The organism is Silvania sp. (assembly GCF_051656365.1).
GTDB classification, from domain to species: domain Bacteria; phylum Pseudomonadota; class Gammaproteobacteria; order Enterobacterales; family Enterobacteriaceae; genus Enterobacter; species Enterobacter hatchlandensis.
Genome location: NZ_JBOGBT010000011.1, coordinates 43,002 through 59,568 on the forward strand (window position 1 = coordinate 43,002; position 16,567 = coordinate 59,568).

Consider the following 16,567-nt stretch of genomic DNA (forward strand, 5'->3'; position numbering starts at 1 on the left):
TTAAATTCACCACGCCCGGCAGCGCATCGCCGGGCGTTTTGTTTTTATATCAATAACTTATTTTTGGCACGTTTCTTGTAATAACCAGCGTATCGTTGTAACGCCTTGTGGGAGAGAGCCATGCTGGAACTACTTTTTGTGATTGGGTTTTTTGTGATGTTGATGGTCACGGGCGTCTCGCTGCTGGGGATTATTGCCGCGCTGGTTGTGGCGACGGTGGTGATGTTTATCGGCGGGCTGTTTGCCCTGATGCTGAAGCTGCTGCCGTGGTTACTGTTGGCGATAGCGGTGGTGTGGGCGATACGGGCGATTAAAGCGCCAAAAGTCCCACAGTATCAGCGCAATAACCGCTTTCGTTACTAAGGTATTGAGCGCTTCGTCACATCCTTGCAACTTTTACGGCAGCATTGCTTAGAACGGAATAGGATTTAGTTATCGAATCTGTCACTATTGCCGCCGTTAAAGAATTCATCGAGCTGTACCCTACATACAGCCGAACAAAAAAAGAAAGGGCTTCCCACGGGAAGCCCAATTTCTTTCTTTCCCCGTCATAATTAGCGGAATCAGGGGATCAGTAAACTCGACCCTTGCGTGGCGCGACTCTCCAGCACCTCGTGCGCACGCTGCGCCTCGGCCAGCGGATACTTCTGCGCTTCTGTGACATCCACTTTGATCACGCCGCTGGCAATCAACGAGAACAGCTCGTTGCTGGCCTCCACCAGTTCATCATGGGTGGTGATATAGCCCTGCAGCGAAGGCCGGGTGGCGAACAGCGAACCTTTCTGGTTCAGGATCCCCAGATTGACCCCGGTCACCGGGCCAGAGGAGTTACCGAAGCTGACCATCAGGCCGCGACGCTGCAAACAATCCAGCGACGATTCCCAGGTGTCTTTACCCACTGAGTCATACACCACGCGCACTTTTTTTCCGCCGGTGATCTCTTTAACCCGCTCGACGACACTCTCTTCCCGGTAGTTAATCACCTGCCAGGCACCGGCCTGCAGCGCACGTTGCGCCTTTTGCGCACTGCCCACCGTGCCGATCAGTTTTGCCCCCAGCGCTTTTGCCCACTGGCAGGCAATCAGCCCGACGCCACCGGCAGCAGCATGGAACAGGAAGGGTTCATCGGGTTTGATTTCGTAGGTTTTACGCAGCAGATAGTAAACCGTCAGCCCTTTCAGGAACGAGGCGGCGGCCTGCTCAAAGGAGATGGCGGCGGGCAGAATGGCGGCTTTCTCGGCCACAACGTTATGCACGGAACTGTAGGCCCCAAGGGCAGACTGGGCATACACCACCCGATCGCCTTCCTTGATATGCTTCACCGCATTGCCCACTTTCACCACCACGCCGGCGGCTTCAGTTCCCAGGCCGCTCGGCAGGGCGGGTGGCGGATACAGCCCGCTGCGGATGTAAGTGTCGATGTAGTTAATGCCAATCGCTTTGTTCTCGACCTGGATTTCGTGTTCTCCAGGCGCGGCGGGGGTAAACTCCACCGCCTGCAAGACCTCCGGCCCACCGTGCTGGTTAAATTCGATACGCGTTGCCATTTTTCCTCCCCAAAATTGTGCTAATCTGTCGGCCCCAATTTCTATCTCGGTAACTCCCTTCACTATGGCAGGAAATAAACCCTTCAACAAACAGACTGAACCCCGCGAGCGCGATCCGCAGTTAGCCGGGTTAAAAGTTCCGCCACACTCGATCGAAGCGGAGCAGTCGGTGTTGGGTGGTTTAATGCTGGACAACGAACGCTGGGACGATGTTGCCGAGCGCGTGGTCACCGACGACTTCTACACCCGTCCGCACCGCCATATTTTTACCGAGATGGCCCGTCTGCAGGAGTCGGGCAGCCCCATCGACCTGATTACCCTGGCAGAATCGCTGGAGCGTCAGGGACAGCTGGAGACGGTCGGTGGCTTCGCCTATCTGGCTGAACTGTCGAAAAACACGCCAAGTGCGGCGAACATCAGTGCTTATGCCGATATCGTGCGTGAACGTGCGGTAGTGCGTGACATGATCTCTGTCGCCCACGAGATCGCCGAAGCCGGTTTCGACCCGCAGGGGCGCAACAGTGATGAGCTGCTCGATCTGGCCGAGTCCCGGGTGTTTAAAATCGCGGAAAGCCGCGCCAATAAAGACGAAGGGCCAAAAAACATTACTGAAGTGCTCGATGCCACCATTTCGCGCATCGAGCAGCTGTTCCAGCAGCCGCATGACGGGGTCACCGGCGTCAACACAGGCTATGACGATCTGAACAAAAAGACCGCCGGTTTGCAGCCGTCGGATCTGATTATCGTTGCCGCGCGTCCATCCATGGGTAAAACCACTTTTGCGATGAACATCGTCGAAAACGCGGCGATGTTGCAGGATAAGCCGGTGCTCATCTTCAGTCTTGAGATGCCCTCCGAGCAAATCATGATGCGTACTCTGGCTTCGCTGTCGCGCGTCGATCAGACCCGCATTCGTACCGGTCAGCTCGACGACGAGGACTGGGCGCGGATCTCCGGCACCATGGGGATCCTGCTGGAAAAACGTAACATCTATATCGATGACTCCTCCGGCCTGACGCCAACCGAAGTACGCTCCCGCGCCCGCCGTATCGCCCGCGAGCACGGCGGTATTGGCCTGATCATGATCGACTACCTGCAGCTGATGCGCGTCCCGTCGCTTTCCGACAACCGTACGCTGGAGATTGCCGAAATCTCCCGCTCGCTGAAGGCGCTGGCCAAAGAGCTGCAGGTGCCGGTGGTGGCGCTGTCGCAGCTTAACCGCTCCCTGGAGCAGCGCGCCGACAAGCGCCCGGTCAACTCAGACCTGCGTGAATCTGGCTCCATCGAGCAGGATGCCGACTTAATCATGTTTATCTACCGTGATGAGGTCTATCACGAGAACAGCGACCTGAAAGGGATCGCGGAAATTATTATCGGTAAGCAGCGTAACGGCCCGATTGGCACGGTGCGGCTTACCTTTAACGGTCAATGGTCGCGCTTTGATAACTACGCGGGACCGCAGTACGACGACGAATAAGGAATTCAAATGCAAGCGGCAACAGTAGTGATTAACCGCCGCGCTCTGCGTCACAACCTGCAACGCCTGCGTGAACTGGCACCTGCCAGCAAACTGGTTGCAGTCGTGAAAGCGAACGCTTACGGACACGGTCTTCTTGAGACCGCGCGAACGCTCCCCGATGCTGACGCCTTTGGCGTCGCCCGTCTCGAAGAAGCCCTGCGCCTGCGCGAGGGGGGGATCACCCAGCCCATCCTGCTGCTCGAAGGCTTTTTTAACGCCGCCGATCTGCCGACGATTTCAGCGCAACAGCTGCATACCGCCGTGCATAACCAGGAGCAGCTGGACGCCCTGGAAAACGCGGTGCTCAGCGAACCGGTCACGGTGTGGATGAAGCTCGACACCGGTATGCACCGTCTCGGCGTGCGCCCGGAGCAGGCCGACGCGTTTTATCAGCGCCTCAGCCAGTGCAAAAACGTCCGCCAGCCGGTGAATATCGTCAGCCATTTTGCCCGCGCTGACGAGCCCGAATGCGGCGCGACCGAGCAGCAGCTCGACATCTTTAATACCTTCTGCGAAGGCAAGCCGGGGATGCGCTCTATTGCGGCGTCCGGCGGCATTCTGCTGTGGCCGCAGTCGCATTTCGACTGGGCGCGTCCGGGCATTATTCTGTACGGCGTCTCCCCACTGGAGGGCAAACCCTGGGGACCGGATTTCGGTTTCCAGCCGGTAATGTCGCTCACGTCCAGCCTGATCGCCGTACGCGAACACAAAGCCGGTGAGCCGGTGGGCTACGGCGGCACCTGGGTGAGCGAGCGCGATACCCGTCTCGGCGTGGTGGCGATGGGCTATGGTGATGGCTATCCCCGCGCCGCGCCGTCCGGTACACCGGTGCTGGTCAACGGCCGGGAAGTGACGATTGTTGGACGCGTAGCGATGGACATGATTTGTGTCGATCTCGGGCCAGAAGCGCAGGAAAAAGCGGGCGATCCCGTCACCCTGTGGGGGGAAGGTTTACCCGTTGAGCGTATCGCTGAAATAACAAAAGTAAGTGCTTACGAACTTATCACGCGCCTGACGTCACGGGTGGCAATGCATTACCTCGACTGACCACCATGCCCTCTCTGTCGAGAGAGGGCTGCCATCCACACTCCACCTTCATTAACATCCCCCTCGATCTTCTCCCGCTTCCGGTTTATTGTTGAATTCCCTGCCTCATTATTATCCGGAGAACCATCGCGTGTTCCAGAAAGTCGACGCCTATGCTGGCGACCCCATCCTCTCCTTGATGGAGCGTTTCAAAGACGATCCGCGAGGCGATAAAGTTAACCTCAGTATTGGTCTGTACTACAACGAAGCGGGCATCATTCCGCAGCTGCAGGCGGTGGCGAAAGCCGAAGCGCGCCTCAATGCCGCGCCGCACGGCGCGTCGCTCTATCTGCCGATGGAAGGCCTGATTAGCTATCGTCACACCATTGCTCCGCTGCTGTTTGGCGCAAACCATCCGGTGCTGGTGGAAAAACGCGTGGCGACCATTCAGACGCTGGGTGGCTCGGGTGCCCTGAAAGTCGGTGCCGATTTTCTGCAGAAATACTTCCCGGAATCTGGGGTTTGGGTAAGCGATCCGACCTGGGAAAACCACGTCGCCATCTTTGAAGGCGCGGGCTTCACCGTTAATACCTATCCGTGGTTTGACGATCAGAGCAAAGGCGTGCGCGTGGGTGCGCTGCTGGAAACGCTGAGCACTCTGCCGGAACGCAGCATTGTGTTACTGCATCCGTGCTGTCATAACCCGACCGGCTCCGACCTGACCAACGACCAGTGGGACGCGGTTATCGAGGTGCTGAAAGCGCGTAACCTGATCCCATTCCTCGACATTGCCTATCAGGGCTTTGGCGCAGGGATGGAAGAGGACGCCTACGCCATTCGCGCCATTGCCAGCGCGGGCCTGCCGGCGCTGGTCAGCAACTCCTTCTCCAAAATTTTCTCGCTGTATGGCGAACGTGTCGGCGGCCTGTCCGTGGTCTGTGAAGATCAGGATGCCGCCGGTCGCGTGCTTGGGCAACTGAAAGCCACCGTGCGTCGCATCTACTCCAGCCCGCCAAACTTTGGTGCGCAGGTGGTGGCAGCCGTACTGGGTGACGACGAACTGAAAGCCGAGTGGCTGGCGGAAGTGGAAGCGATGCGCAAGCGCATTCTGGCGATGCGGCAGACGCTGGTCGATGTGCTGAAAGAGGCGGTGCCGGGGCATAACTTCGACTACCTGCTGCATCAGCGCGGCATGTTTAGCTATACCGGCTTCAGCGCCGAACAGGTTGACCGTCTGCGCGACGAGTTTGGCGTCTACCTGATTGCCAGCGGCCGCATGTGCGTTGCCGGCCTCAATACCGGCAACGTGCAGCGCGTTGCGCAGGCCTTTGCTGCTGTAATGTAAGTACTTACTCACACCTCTCTTCGATCCTGAAGAGAGGTGAATTTGGGTGAAACCGCGCAATGTGATACCCCTCTTTTTATGACGGTTTATCGATAAAATTCCCTTTCCTTCCCCCTCTGACGGGGTTATGGTCGATGTGTTTTTGACCAATCGCTCAAAATAAAAAATAACAGACTGAATATTCAGGGGAAAATATGCGCAAGATCACACTGGCGCTCAGCGCTGCCTGCTTATTGTTCTCGCTTAGTCACCCGGTCGTCGCTCAGGCCTCTTCACCCACGCCGCTGTACAGCGGTACAACCGCCGCAAAGCTGGCTGAACAGGCCCCCATCCACTGGGTTTCCGTGGCCCAGATTGAAAACAGCCTGATGGGCCGTCCGCCGATGGCTGTAGGCTTTGATATTGACGACACGGTATTATTTTCCAGTCCCGGCTTCTGGCGAGGGAAAAAAACCTTTTCGCCTGACAGTGAGGCGTACCTGAAAAACCCCGCTTTCTGGCAGCAAATGAATAACGGCTGGGATGAATTCAGTATCCCTAAAGAGTCCGCCCGCGCGCTGATTGCTGTTCACCTGAAGCGCGGGGACCAGATCTGGTTTATTACCGGGCGCAGCCAGACCAAAACTGAAAGCGTCACCAAAACCCTGCAGGACGCTTTTATGATCCCGGCGGCGAACATGAACCCGGTGGTCTTTACCGGGGAGCAATCCCGACAGAACAGCAAAGTGGCTACGCTTGAGCAGAAACAGATCAAAATTTACTACGGCGATGCCGACAGCGATATCACCGCCGCCCGCGACGCGGGGGCCAGAGGCATACGCGTGCTGCGTGCCTCAAACTCCACTTACAAGCCGCTGCCACAGGCGGGTGCGTTTGGCGAAGAGGTGGTCGTCAACTCAGAATACTGACCGCATGATGCGGCGTCGTTTATTTTTTAATCGGATTTTCGTGCTTCGGGTTTTACCTTTCGTCGTATTGCTGCACACTTAGAAGGACTCATCCCGCTCAGAGGAATAATGATGACAATTTCGGAGATACTTCAGTACTGCATGAATAAGCCAGGTGCCGAGCAGAGCGTGCACAGCGACTGGAAGGCAACGCAAATCAAGGTCGCGGATGTGCTGTTTGCGATGGTGAAGGATGTGGAGGGGCGCCCGGCGGCATCGCTGAAGACCAGCCCGGAACTGGCCGATCTGCTGCGTCAGCAGCACACCGATGTGCATCCGAGCAAACACCTGAATAAAGCGCACTGGAGCACGGTTTATCTGGACGGTTCGCTGCCGGATTCGCAGATTTACTACCTGGTGGATGCTTCTTATCAGCAGGCGGTGGCGCTGCTGCCGGAGATGACCCGACAGCAGCTTTCGGTATGATTAATTCAACAGCGGTTTGAGGAAGCGGGCTGTGTGCGATGCTTCGCACTCCGCCACGGTTTCCGGCGTACCGGAGACCAGAATCTCACCGCCGCCGCTACCGCCTTCCGGGCCAAGATCGACAATCCAGTCCGCGGTTTTAATCACGTCCAGATTATGCTCAATCACCACGATGGTGTTGCCCTGATCGCGCAGCTGATGCAGAACGTCGAGTAGCTGCTGGATGTCGGCAAAGTGCAGACCGGTGGTCGGCTCATCCAGGATATACAGCGTCTGCCCGGTGCCGCGCTTCGACAGCTCACGCGCCAGCTTCACGCGCTGGGCTTCGCCGCCGGAGAGCGTGGTGGCAGACTGACCCAGACGAATATAGGTCAGGCCGACGTCCATCAGCGTCTGCAGCTTACGCGCCAGAGCCGGAACCGCATCAAAGAACTCGCGTGCTTCTTCAATGGTCATATCCAGCACTTCGTGGATGGTCTTGCCTTTGTACTTAATCTCCAGGGTTTCACGGTTATAGCGCTTGCCCTTGCACTGGTCGCACGGCACGTAAATATCCGGCAGGAAGTGCATTTCAACCTTGATTACCCCGTCGCCCTGGCAGGCTTCGCAGCGTCCACCGCGCACGTTAAAGCTGAAACGTCCCGGCGTGTATCCGCGTGAACGGGATTCCGGCACCCCGGCAAACAGTTCACGTACTGGCGTAAACACGCCGGTATAGGTCGCCGGGTTAGAACGCGGGGTACGACCGATTGGGCTCTGATCGATATCAATGACTTTGTCGAAGTGCTCCAGCCCGTGAATCTCACGATACGGCGCCGGTTCCGCCAGCGTCGCACCGTTCAGCTGGGTTTGCGCAATCGGGAACAGGGTGTCATTAATCAGCGTTGATTTACCGGAACCCGACACCCCGGTAATACAGGTAAACAGACCTACCGGCAGGGTCAGGGTCACGTCTTTCAGGTTATTACCCCGGGCGCCGGTCAGCTTCAGCACTTTTTCCGGATCGGCGGCGACGCGTTGTTGCGGTACGGCAATCTGACGCTTGCCGCTCATGAACTGGCCGGTCAGCGATTCAGGCACTGCCATAATGTCATCGAGCGTGCCCTCGGCCACCACCTGCCCGCCGTGTACGCCTGCGCCTGGACCGATATCGATAACATGGTCTGCCGCGCGAATCGCATCCTCGTCGTGTTCGACCACAATCACCGTGTTGCCAAGGTTACGCAGGTGGATCAGCGTCCCGAGCAGGCGTTCGTTGTCGCGCTGGTGCAGGCCGATAGACGGCTCATCCAGTACGTACATTACCCCCACCAGCCCGGCACCAATCTGGCTCGCCAGACGGATACGCTGCGCTTCGCCACCGGACAAGGTTTCTGCCGAGCGGGAAAGAGACAGATAGTTCAGACCAACGTTGACCAGGAACTTCAGGCGATCGCCAATCTCTTTCAGTATCTTCTCTGCAATTTGTGCCCGCTGGCCCGCAAGCTTCAGGTTGGTGAAAAAGTCCATCGCATGGCCGATGCTCATGTCTGAGATGGTTGGCAGCGGCGTATTTTCAACGTACACGTGACGCGCTTCGCGACGCAGACGGGTGCCGTCGCAGGTGGCGCAGGAGCGGTTACTGATAAACTTCGCCAGCTCCTCGCGCACTGCGCTCGATTCTGTCTCTTTGTAGCGGCGCTCCATGTTGTGCAGCACGCCTTCGAACGGATGACGGCGCACTGACGTATCGCCGCGATCGTTCATGTACTTGAACTCGATGTTCTCTTTGCCGGAACCGTACAGCACCACTTTATGCACGGTCGGGCTCAGGCTGCCCCACGGGGCTTCGACGTCGAACTTGTAGTGTTCGGCCAGCGACTTCAGCATCTGGAAGTAGTAGAAGTTGCGCTTATCCCAGCCGCGAATCGCACCACCTGCCAGCGACAGTTCCGGGTTTTGGATCACGCGGTCCGGATCGAAATATTGCTGCACGCCCAGCCCGTCGCAGGTTGGACATGCGCCCGCCGGGTTGTTGAATGAGAACAGGCGCGGTTCCAGCTCACGCATGCTGTAGCCGCAAATCGGACAGGCGAAGTTAGCAGAAAACAGCAGTTCGTCCGCCTTTGGATCGTCCATATCGGCCACCACCGCGGTACCGCCGGAGAGATCCAGCGCGGTTTCGAACGACTCGGCCAGGCGCTGGGTCATGTCCTCACGCACTTTAAAGCGGTCGATAACCACTTCGATGGTGTGTTTCTTTTGCAGCTCCAGCTTTGGCGGATCCGACAGATCGCACACTTCGCCGTCGATACGGGCGCGGATATAACCCTGGCTCGCCAGATTCTCCAGCGTTTTGGCGTGCTCGCCTTTACGCTCTTTAATGATTGGCGCCAGCAGCATCAGGCGTTTGCCTTCAGGCTGCGACAGCACGTTGTCCACCATCTGGCTGACGGTTTGTGCCGCCAGCGGAACGTCGTGATCCGGGCAGCGTGGCTCACCCACGCGGGCATATAGCAGGCGCAGGTAGTCATGAATTTCAGTAATGGTCCCCACGGTGGAGCGCGGGTTATGGGACGTTGACTTCTGCTCAATGGAGATGGCAGGCGACAGACCTTCTATATGGTCGACGTCTGGCTTTTCCATCAGCGACAGGAACTGGCGCGCATAGGCAGAGAGCGATTCAACGTAGCGACGTTGCCCCTCGGCATACAGCGTGTCGAAAGCCAGTGACGATTTGCCTGAACCCGACAGCCCGGTGACGACGATCAGCTTATCGCGCGGGATGATAACGTTGATATTCTTGAGATTGTGGGTGCGGGCGCCCCGAACTTCTATCTTATCCATTCACCTTTCCCGGTAGGTAGATACACGGAATGCCTGGTTTGCTTGAAGGACAACCGGCAGAAACGATTAATTATGACACAATTTGACCTGTTTGAATATACAGTATTGGAATGCAAATTCTGATTACCTGTGCAACAATGTAACGTTCGTGAGAACTCTGGAAGATGCTTCGAAACTATCGGAGTACCACGTGGAAATGGTACACTCGCGCGTTTACACTATTAAGAAATGTTTTCAGGAGACACGATCATGGCCAGCAGAGGCGTAAACAAGGTGATTCTCGTCGGTAATCTGGGCCAGGACCCGGAAGTACGCTACATGCCGAGTGGTGGTGCAGTTGCCAACATTACGCTGGCTACTTCCGAATCCTGGCGTGATAAAGCGACCGGTGAGATGAAAGAGCAGACTGAATGGCACCGCGTTGTGCTGTTTGGCAAACTGGCAGAAGTGGCCGGTGAATATCTGCGTAAAGGTTCTCAGGTCTATATCGAAGGCCAGCTGCGTACCCGCAAATGGACCGATCAGTCCGGCGCCGAAAAATACACCACTGAAGTGGTGGTCAACGTCGGCGGCACCATGCAGATGCTGGGTGGCCGTCAGGGCGGTGGTGCACCGGCAGGCGGTGGTCAGCAGCAGCAGGGTAGCTGGGGTCAGCCTCAGCAGCCACAGGGCGGCAACCAGTTCAGCGGCGGCGCGCAGTCTCGTCCGCAGCAGCAGTCTGCTCCGGCGCAGTCTAACGAACCGCCAATGGATTTCGACGACGACATCCCGTTCTGATAACAACAGAACCTGCGTTGCGCAATAAAACAAAAACCCAGACATCGGTCTGGGTTTTTTGTTTCTGCCGTCGGGATCAGGTGTACATCATTGGCCAGTCTGGCGGCGTATGACTCATCACCTCAACCATCACTTCTTTCACGTTATGCAGGATAGTTGCTACGTCCAGCAGGGTGATACCCAGTAACCCGGTCGCGAACCAGCAGGCCGCAGCCAGGCCCAGACAGGTACTCACCACGGCCAGCGCGGCGTAATCCGCTTTACGAAATTGAATATTCAGCGTGCTGGCCAGAAACATCAGCATTGCGCTCAAAAATTCCCAGCGCGCAAGCAGAACGCCGGTGGTAATGGTTGCCATAAAACCGATCCTCAAAGATATCCGCCGCCGGGTATAGCGCGACGTTGCGCACAGGCTGTGGCAAACTGGCTATTGGCAGGCTCAAATTCACAATAATGAAACATTGTTTCTTGTTGCACAAGATGTGTGAACTATATCACGTTTGTTCTTTTATTCACCAGTAGGAGAAGCGGTAAAAACGTCCTTTTTTTGACCAGCTAAAGAGAAGGGGTATAGCAGGTCGCATTTCGTCAGCGCCAGGTGCCGTCAGACGGGGTGCCGAACGGGTAGCAGAGTGCGAACAAGAAGGGCGGAACACCGTGGCTGCGGTTGATTATTTATAAATCATGTCACGCACATACAGCTTTAAATAGCGCAAATTTTCATGATGATGTTGTATTTTTTTCACCCTACCGTTAGTTTGACTTAATCAACGATCCTCTGCCGGGTTATCTTGAAACCATCCGTTCAGAATGGATAATTATTTTACTTAATAAAAACGGAACGAATACTTTCAGTTTGGCTTACGGACAAATATTATCGCCATAACCAAATATTAGGTTATTGAGGGTAAAAGTCTGTTGCTAACTTCGCATGATTCATGCAACGTAATCACCTGTTTACCAAAGCATCCGGCCTTCATCACTACAGGCACATAAAAAGCAGGGATATAGGGCGGAAATGAATCAAAGCGCGCGGAGCAAGGTGCTGAAAATAGCGGGGGTCATCATGGTGGTTTTACTGCCTGTGATGCTTTCGCTATGGTTTGCTCAGCAACGCGCCATCAGCGAAACCAGCAGCCATCTTCGCTCATTTGCCGAACTCGCCTTAGATAAAACTGAGCTGGTTATTCAGCAGGTTGATTTAGCGCGTAACGACGCCGTAAAATATGCGGGTGATATTTGTACGCCAGCGCATCGACAATATATGTTAAATATTGTTCGCGGCCGTCTGTACATTGCTGATTTAATTTATGCGAAAGACCGCGACTTTCTTTGCTCCACGCTAAGTACTCCGCAAAACGCCTACACCATCCCCGTAGCTAATTACACTCGCCCGCCGGATGTCTCCATCTATTATTACCGCGACACGCCGTTCTACGCGGGATATAAAATGACATATATGCAGCAAGGCAATTATGTGGTGGTGGTCAATCCGCTGACTTATAGCGAAGTGATGTCGTCCGATCACTCGCTGGCGTGGGGCGTATTTGACACGGTGACCAATACTTTTTTCTCGATCAGCGAACAGGCTAACGAAAATATATTACATAAGCTCGTAGATGATGATGAAGCCATCTTCCAGCATGAGGGGCGCTTTTACACGGTGGTGCAGTCACCGAAGCGACCTATCGCCGCAATTGTCTCGACCACCAATAAGCGATTTTATGCCGCTCTCTATCATCAGGCGACGTTAACCCTGCCGCTGGGGATGTTATGCAGCATCATCATTTTATTACTGTGGTCGCGAACGCGACGCGAATTTAATTCGCCAGGGCGCTTATTACATCGCGCGTTAAATAAACGCCAGCTTTGTCTGCACTATCAACCGATTATCGACATTAAATCCAATCAGTGCGTGGGAGCAGAAGCTCTGTTGCGCTGGCCGGGCTTTAACGGGCCGGTTATGAGCCCGGTGGAATTTATTCCGCTGGCGGAAAAAGAGGGTATGAGCGAGCGCATTACGGATTACGTGGTGGAAGAGCTGTTCAGCGACCTCGGCCATTTCCTGGCCTGCAACCCTCATCTTTATATCTCGATTAACCTCTCTGCCACGGACTTCCACTCTTCACGCCTGATTGCGATGATTACCGACAAGGCCCGGCACTATTCCGTGCGCGCCCAGCAGATCAAAATCGAAGTGACGGAGCGTGGCTTTATCGACGTGCCGAAAACAACGCCGGTTATTCAGGCGTTTCGTCAGGCGGGCTATGAAGTAGCGATCGACGACTTTGGTACCGGCTATTCAAACCTGCACAACCTCTACTCGCTGAACGTCGATATCCTGAAAATCGACAAAACCTTTATCGATACGCTGACCACCAACAGCACCAGCCATCTGATCGTCGAGCACATCATTGAAATGGCACAAAGCCTGCGCTTAAAAACCATCGCGGAAGGCGTGGAGACGGCAGAGCAGGTGACATGGCTGCATAAACGCGGGGTGCAGTACTGTCAGGGCTGGCACTTTGCGAAGGCCATGTCGCCGCAGGACTTTATGACCTGGCAGCAACAGCCTGTCGCAGCATCACTGGCGCACAGCCATTAGTTAAGTTGATGACGATAATCGGTGGGAGTGCGATCAAACTCGCGGCGGAAGACGCGCGAAAAGGTCTGCTGCGACACATAGCCCAAATCCATCGCGATATCAAAAATAGGACGTTGCGTAGTGCGTAACGCCTGCGCCGCCAGTAATAACCTGCGCTGACGAATATACTCGCCCAGCGTCTGGTGCATCACCGCGCGGAACATTCTCTGCAGATACCATTTCGAATAACCCGATTTTTTAGCCACCACATCGATACTGAGCTGTTGATCGATATGCTCATCCATCCATTCAATAAGTGCGTGAACAATCTGCTGATGTGACATAAATCGGCCTCTCTGCGGGTATAGCTGTCGCTGTGGATTCGTGTTTTTATCTGCGGCCGAGTATAATTCCTCAAGTTAACTTGAGGTAAAGAGGTTTTATGGAAAAGAAATTACCGCGGATTAAAGCGCTGCTGACGCCGGGTGAGGTGGCTAAGCGTAGCGGTGTGGCGGTATCGGCACTGCATTTCTATGAAAGCAAAGGGTTAATTAAGAGTATTCGCAATGCCGGCAATCAGCGGCGCTACACCCGCGAGGTGCTGCGCTACGTGGCGATCATTAAGATTGCCCAGCGGATAGGGATCCCGCTGGCGACCATTGGCGAGGCGTTTGGCATCCTGCCGGAAGGGCACGCCCTGAGCGCCAAAGAGTGGAAGATGCTGTCATCCCAGTGGCGCGTGGAGCTGGACCGGCGCATTCATACCCTGGAGGCGCTGCGCGATGAACTGGATACCTGTATTGGCTGCGGATGTTTGTCGCGCAGTGATTGCCCGCTGCGTAATCCTGGCGACAGGCTGGGCGAGCAGGGGACCGGCGCGCGGCTGCTGGAAGAGGATTAATTCCTGCAACGCATAAAAAACTAAAGCGCCACAACAGAGCGCTTTAGTTTATTCCCGGTCTTTGTCTTTCTCTCTATCCCGCTGGTTCACAGGAGGGTTTCCCCCGACATCAACACCCCTCAGTCGAGCAATTTTTGGAGGTTCCGGTTTGTGCTGACAATTTAATTCTAGGCCGGGACCGCAGGTTTACCAGCTTTCAAGGGCAAAAACCTGGCAAAATTTTTTCGCCATGTTGTGCAGTTTTCTATAGTTAGTGAGTCAGCCTAACTGGAGATCACCATGATTACGGTCCACCACCTCAATCAGTCCCGATCTCAGCGCGTGCTCTGGGCGCTGGAAGAACTCGCTTTGCCTTATCAGATTGTCCGCTATCAGCGTGAGAAAAACATGATGGCGCCGGATGCGCTGCGTAAAGTCCATCCGCTGGGCAAATCTCCGGTGCTGGAGGACAACGGTCTGATCCTCGCGGAGTCGGGCGCGATTCTCGAATATCTGCAGGAAACCTACGATTCTGAATCACGGCTCAAGCCGCAGGAGCCCGAGCTTAAGCTGAACTACCGCTTCTGGCTGCATTACGCAGAAGGATCGCTGATGCCGCTGCTGCTGATGAAGCTGGTTTTCGCAAGCCTGGGCAAGCCGCCGATCCCTTTTGGTCTGCGATCGCTGGGCAAAGTATTGGGTCAGGGGGTACAAAAAGCGTATCTCAATCGTCAGCTGGAAACTCACGCCCGCTATCTTGAGTCCTGGCTGACGGATCATAGCTGGTTTGCCGGGGATCGCCTCAGCATGGCCGATATCCAGATGAGCTATCCGGTGATGGCGTTGCTGTCCCGAGGCGGGATCAGCGATCTCCCACATCTGCAGGCATGGCAGAAAAAGGTCGATATGCGTCCGGCCTGGCAGCGGGCGATCCAGCAAGGCGGTCCGTTCGAGATCCCCGGCGAGCCCTGAAAATGTTATCAAATTGCGCATTGACGATAACGTTTGCGCATCCTCTGTCTACTTCTTCGCCGTCCCGATCAAATTTTAGGGGAAAACGACAAAGTTAAGTTGAAAATGCCCGTGTTTAGGCCGGATAATCGTTTGCTTTTATTTCACCACCCGATTTGTAAGCGCGAAGCTAAACGTTTGCTTTTTTATGACGCCCCCTGGTGGTCATAAATTTCGCACAAGGATATGACGTTTCGCTGGCCGTGGATTGTCCATCACGCTTACAAACGACGATTATCATTTTCAGGGGATGTTTTCTATGTCTACGCCTTCTGCGCGTACCGGCGGTTCACTTGACGCCTTCTTTAAAATTTCAGCGCGCGGCAGCACCGCGCGTCAGGAAGTGGTTGCCGGTCTGACGACCTTCCTGGCCATGGTTTACTCCGTGATCGTGGTGCCAGGCATGCTCGGCAAAGCCGGTTTCCCGCCGGCAGCGGTCTTTGTTGCCACCTGTCTGGTTGCCGGCGTCGGCTCCATCGTTATGGGTCTGTGGGCCAACCTGCCGCTGGCCATCGGCTGCGCCATCTCTCTGACCGCGTTTACTGCGTTCAGCCTGGTGCTGGGCCAGCATATCAGCGTGCCGGTCGCGCTGGGTGCGGTGTTCCTGATGGGTGTGCTCTTTACCATCATCTCTGCCACCGGTATTCGTAGCTGGATCCTGCGCAACCTGCCGCAGGGCGTGGCACACGGCACCGGTATTGGTATCGGCCTGTTCCTGCTGCTGATTGCGGCGAACGGCGTAGGTCTGGTCATTAAAAACCCGCTGGACGGGCTGCCGGTTGCGCTGGGCCATTTCGCCAGCTTCCCGGTGATCATGTCCCTGATTGGCCTGGCGGTAATCATCGGTCTGGAAAAACTGAAAGTGCCGGGCGGGATCCTGCTGACGATTGTTGGCGTCTCCATCGTCGGCCTGATTTTCGATCCGAGCGTGCATTTCTCTGGTGTCTTCGCGATGCCATCCCTGAGCGATGAAAACGGTAACTCGCTGATCGGTAGCCTGGATATCATGGGCGCGCTTAACCCGGTGATCCTGCCAAGCGTGCTGGCGCTGGTGATGACGGCGGTCTTCGACGCTACCGGCACCATCCGTGCAGTCGCGGGGCAGGCTAACCTGCTGGATAAAGACGGTCAGATTATTGATGGCGGCAAAGCGCTGACCACCGACTCCCTGAGCAGCGTATTCTCAGGCCTGGTGGGCGCAGCGCCGGCGGCGGTGTATATCGAATCCGCAGCAGGTACCGCGGCAGGCGGCAAAACCGGCCTGACGGCGATCACCGTTGGCGTGTTGTTCCTGTTGATCCTGTTCCTCTCGCCGCTCTCTTACCTGGTTCCGGCCTACGCAACGGCCCCTGCGCTGATGTACGTTGGCCTGCTGATGCTGAGCAACGTAGCGAAAATCGATTTTGCCGATTTCGTTGACGCGATGGCGGGGCTGATCACCGCCGTGTTTATCGTGCTGACCTGTAACATTGTTACCGGCATCATGATTGGCTTTGCTTCGCTGGTGATTGGTCGTCTGGTCTCGGGCGAATGGCGCAAGCTGAACCTTGGCACCGTGATTATCGCTATCGCACTGGTGGCGTTCTATGCGGGTGGCTGGGCAATCTAAGCTGTCAACTGCTTAAAAAGACGGGTGGCTCAGGCCGCCCGTTTTCATTTTCGGAACACATCTCGTTGCC

Annotated in this window: 15 protein-coding genes; 11 read left to right on the plus strand and 4 right to left on the minus strand. The window is 55.7% G+C overall.

Going from position 1 to position 16,567, the window contains the following annotated elements; genetic code table 11:
• Positions 1-120 precede the first annotated feature (120 nt).
• Positions 121-363, plus strand: a complete 243-nt coding sequence (pspG, locus tag ACRDD5_RS01760) for an envelope stress response protein PspG (RefSeq protein WP_438675721.1) — start codon at positions 121-123, stop codon at positions 361-363.
• Positions 364-563: 200 nt separating this feature from the next.
• On the opposite strand, the gene ACRDD5_RS01765 is transcribed toward pspG, so the two are convergent.
• Positions 564-1,547 (minus strand): quinone oxidoreductase, encoded by a 984-nt coding sequence (locus ACRDD5_RS01765; protein ID WP_438675722.1) that lies wholly within the window; start codon positions 1,545-1,547, stop codon positions 564-566.
• A gap of 64 nt (positions 1,548-1,611) precedes the next feature.
• Between ACRDD5_RS01765 and dnaB the strand changes: the two genes are divergently transcribed.
• The 5 genes from dnaB to ACRDD5_RS01790 all read left to right on the plus strand — a co-directional run bounded on the left by dnaB (position 1,612) and on the right by ACRDD5_RS01790 (position 6,810).
• Positions 1,612-3,024, plus strand: a complete 1,413-nt coding sequence (gene dnaB, locus ACRDD5_RS01770) for a replicative DNA helicase (RefSeq protein ID WP_271281293.1) — start codon at positions 1,612-1,614, stop codon at positions 3,022-3,024.
• Positions 3,025-3,033: 9 nt separating this feature from the next.
• The gene (gene alr, locus ACRDD5_RS01775) at positions 3,034-4,113 is read left to right on the plus strand and encodes an alanine racemase (RefSeq protein WP_271281294.1); all 1,080 of its coding nucleotides are present in this window, start codon (positions 3,034-3,036) and stop codon (positions 4,111-4,113) included.
• 130 nt (positions 4,114-4,243) lie between these two features.
• On the plus strand, positions 4,244-5,437 hold the full coding sequence (gene tyrB, locus ACRDD5_RS01780) for an aromatic amino acid transaminase (protein WP_438675723.1): 1,194 nt from the start codon (positions 4,244-4,246) through the stop codon (positions 5,435-5,437).
• A gap of 194 nt (positions 5,438-5,631) precedes the next feature.
• Positions 5,632-6,345 carry an acid phosphatase AphA gene (gene aphA / locus ACRDD5_RS01785; protein WP_271281296.1) on the plus strand — a complete coding sequence of 238 codons (714 nt, stop codon included), beginning with the start codon at positions 5,632-5,634 and terminating at the stop codon, positions 6,343-6,345.
• Positions 6,346-6,456: 111 nt separating this feature from the next.
• On the plus strand, positions 6,457-6,810 hold the full coding sequence (locus ACRDD5_RS01790) for an MmcQ/YjbR family DNA-binding protein (protein ID WP_271266336.1): 354 nt from the start codon (positions 6,457-6,459) through the stop codon (positions 6,808-6,810).
• On the opposite strand, the gene uvrA is transcribed toward ACRDD5_RS01790, so the two are convergent.
• The gene (gene uvrA, locus ACRDD5_RS01795) at positions 6,811-9,636 is read right to left on the minus strand and encodes an excinuclease ABC subunit UvrA (RefSeq protein WP_438675724.1); all 2,826 of its coding nucleotides are present in this window, start codon (positions 9,634-9,636) and stop codon (positions 6,811-6,813) included.
• 249 nt (positions 9,637-9,885) lie between these two features.
• On the opposite strand from uvrA, the gene ssb1 reads away from it, so the two are divergent.
• Positions 9,886-10,413 (plus strand): single-stranded DNA-binding protein SSB1, encoded by a 528-nt coding sequence (gene ssb1 / locus ACRDD5_RS01800; protein WP_271281298.1) that lies wholly within the window; start codon positions 9,886-9,888, stop codon positions 10,411-10,413.
• A 76-nt stretch (positions 10,414-10,489) separates the two neighbouring features.
• Here ssb1 and ACRDD5_RS01805 read toward each other — a convergent pair whose 3' ends face one another.
• Positions 10,490-10,771: a YjcB family protein gene (locus ACRDD5_RS01805; protein ID WP_438675725.1), complete on the minus strand. Its 282-nt coding sequence runs from the start codon at positions 10,769-10,771 to the stop codon at positions 10,490-10,492.
• 660 nt (positions 10,772-11,431) lie between these two features.
• Here ACRDD5_RS01805 and ACRDD5_RS01810 point away from each other — a divergent pair.
• Positions 11,432-13,018: an EAL domain-containing protein gene (locus tag ACRDD5_RS01810; protein WP_438675726.1), complete on the plus strand. Its 1,587-nt coding sequence runs from the start codon at positions 11,432-11,434 to the stop codon at positions 13,016-13,018.
• On the opposite strand, the gene soxS is transcribed toward ACRDD5_RS01810, so the two are convergent.
• Positions 13,015-13,341 (minus strand): superoxide response transcriptional regulator SoxS, encoded by a 327-nt coding sequence (gene soxS, locus ACRDD5_RS01815; protein WP_271281301.1) that lies wholly within the window; start codon positions 13,339-13,341, stop codon positions 13,015-13,017. The genes ACRDD5_RS01810 and soxS overlap by 4 nt on opposite strands.
• Positions 13,342-13,439: 98 nt before the next feature.
• On the opposite strand from soxS, the gene soxR reads away from it, so the two are divergent.
• From soxR to ghxP, 3 genes are all read left to right on the plus strand, one after another.
• Positions 13,440-13,898 carry a redox-sensitive transcriptional activator SoxR gene (gene soxR, locus ACRDD5_RS01820; protein ID WP_271281302.1) on the plus strand — a complete coding sequence of 153 codons (459 nt, stop codon included), beginning with the start codon at positions 13,440-13,442 and terminating at the stop codon, positions 13,896-13,898.
• A 279-nt stretch (positions 13,899-14,177) separates the two neighbouring features.
• A complete protein-coding gene (locus ACRDD5_RS01825; protein WP_438675727.1) occupies positions 14,178-14,849 on the plus strand; it encodes a glutathione S-transferase family protein in 672 nt (223 codons plus the stop codon).
• Between the two features lie 298 nt (positions 14,850-15,147).
• The gene (gene ghxP / locus ACRDD5_RS01830; RefSeq protein ID WP_271281304.1) at positions 15,148-16,497 is read left to right on the plus strand and encodes a guanine/hypoxanthine transporter GhxP; all 1,350 of its coding nucleotides are present in this window, start codon (positions 15,148-15,150) and stop codon (positions 16,495-16,497) included.
• Positions 16,498-16,567 lie beyond the last annotated feature (70 nt).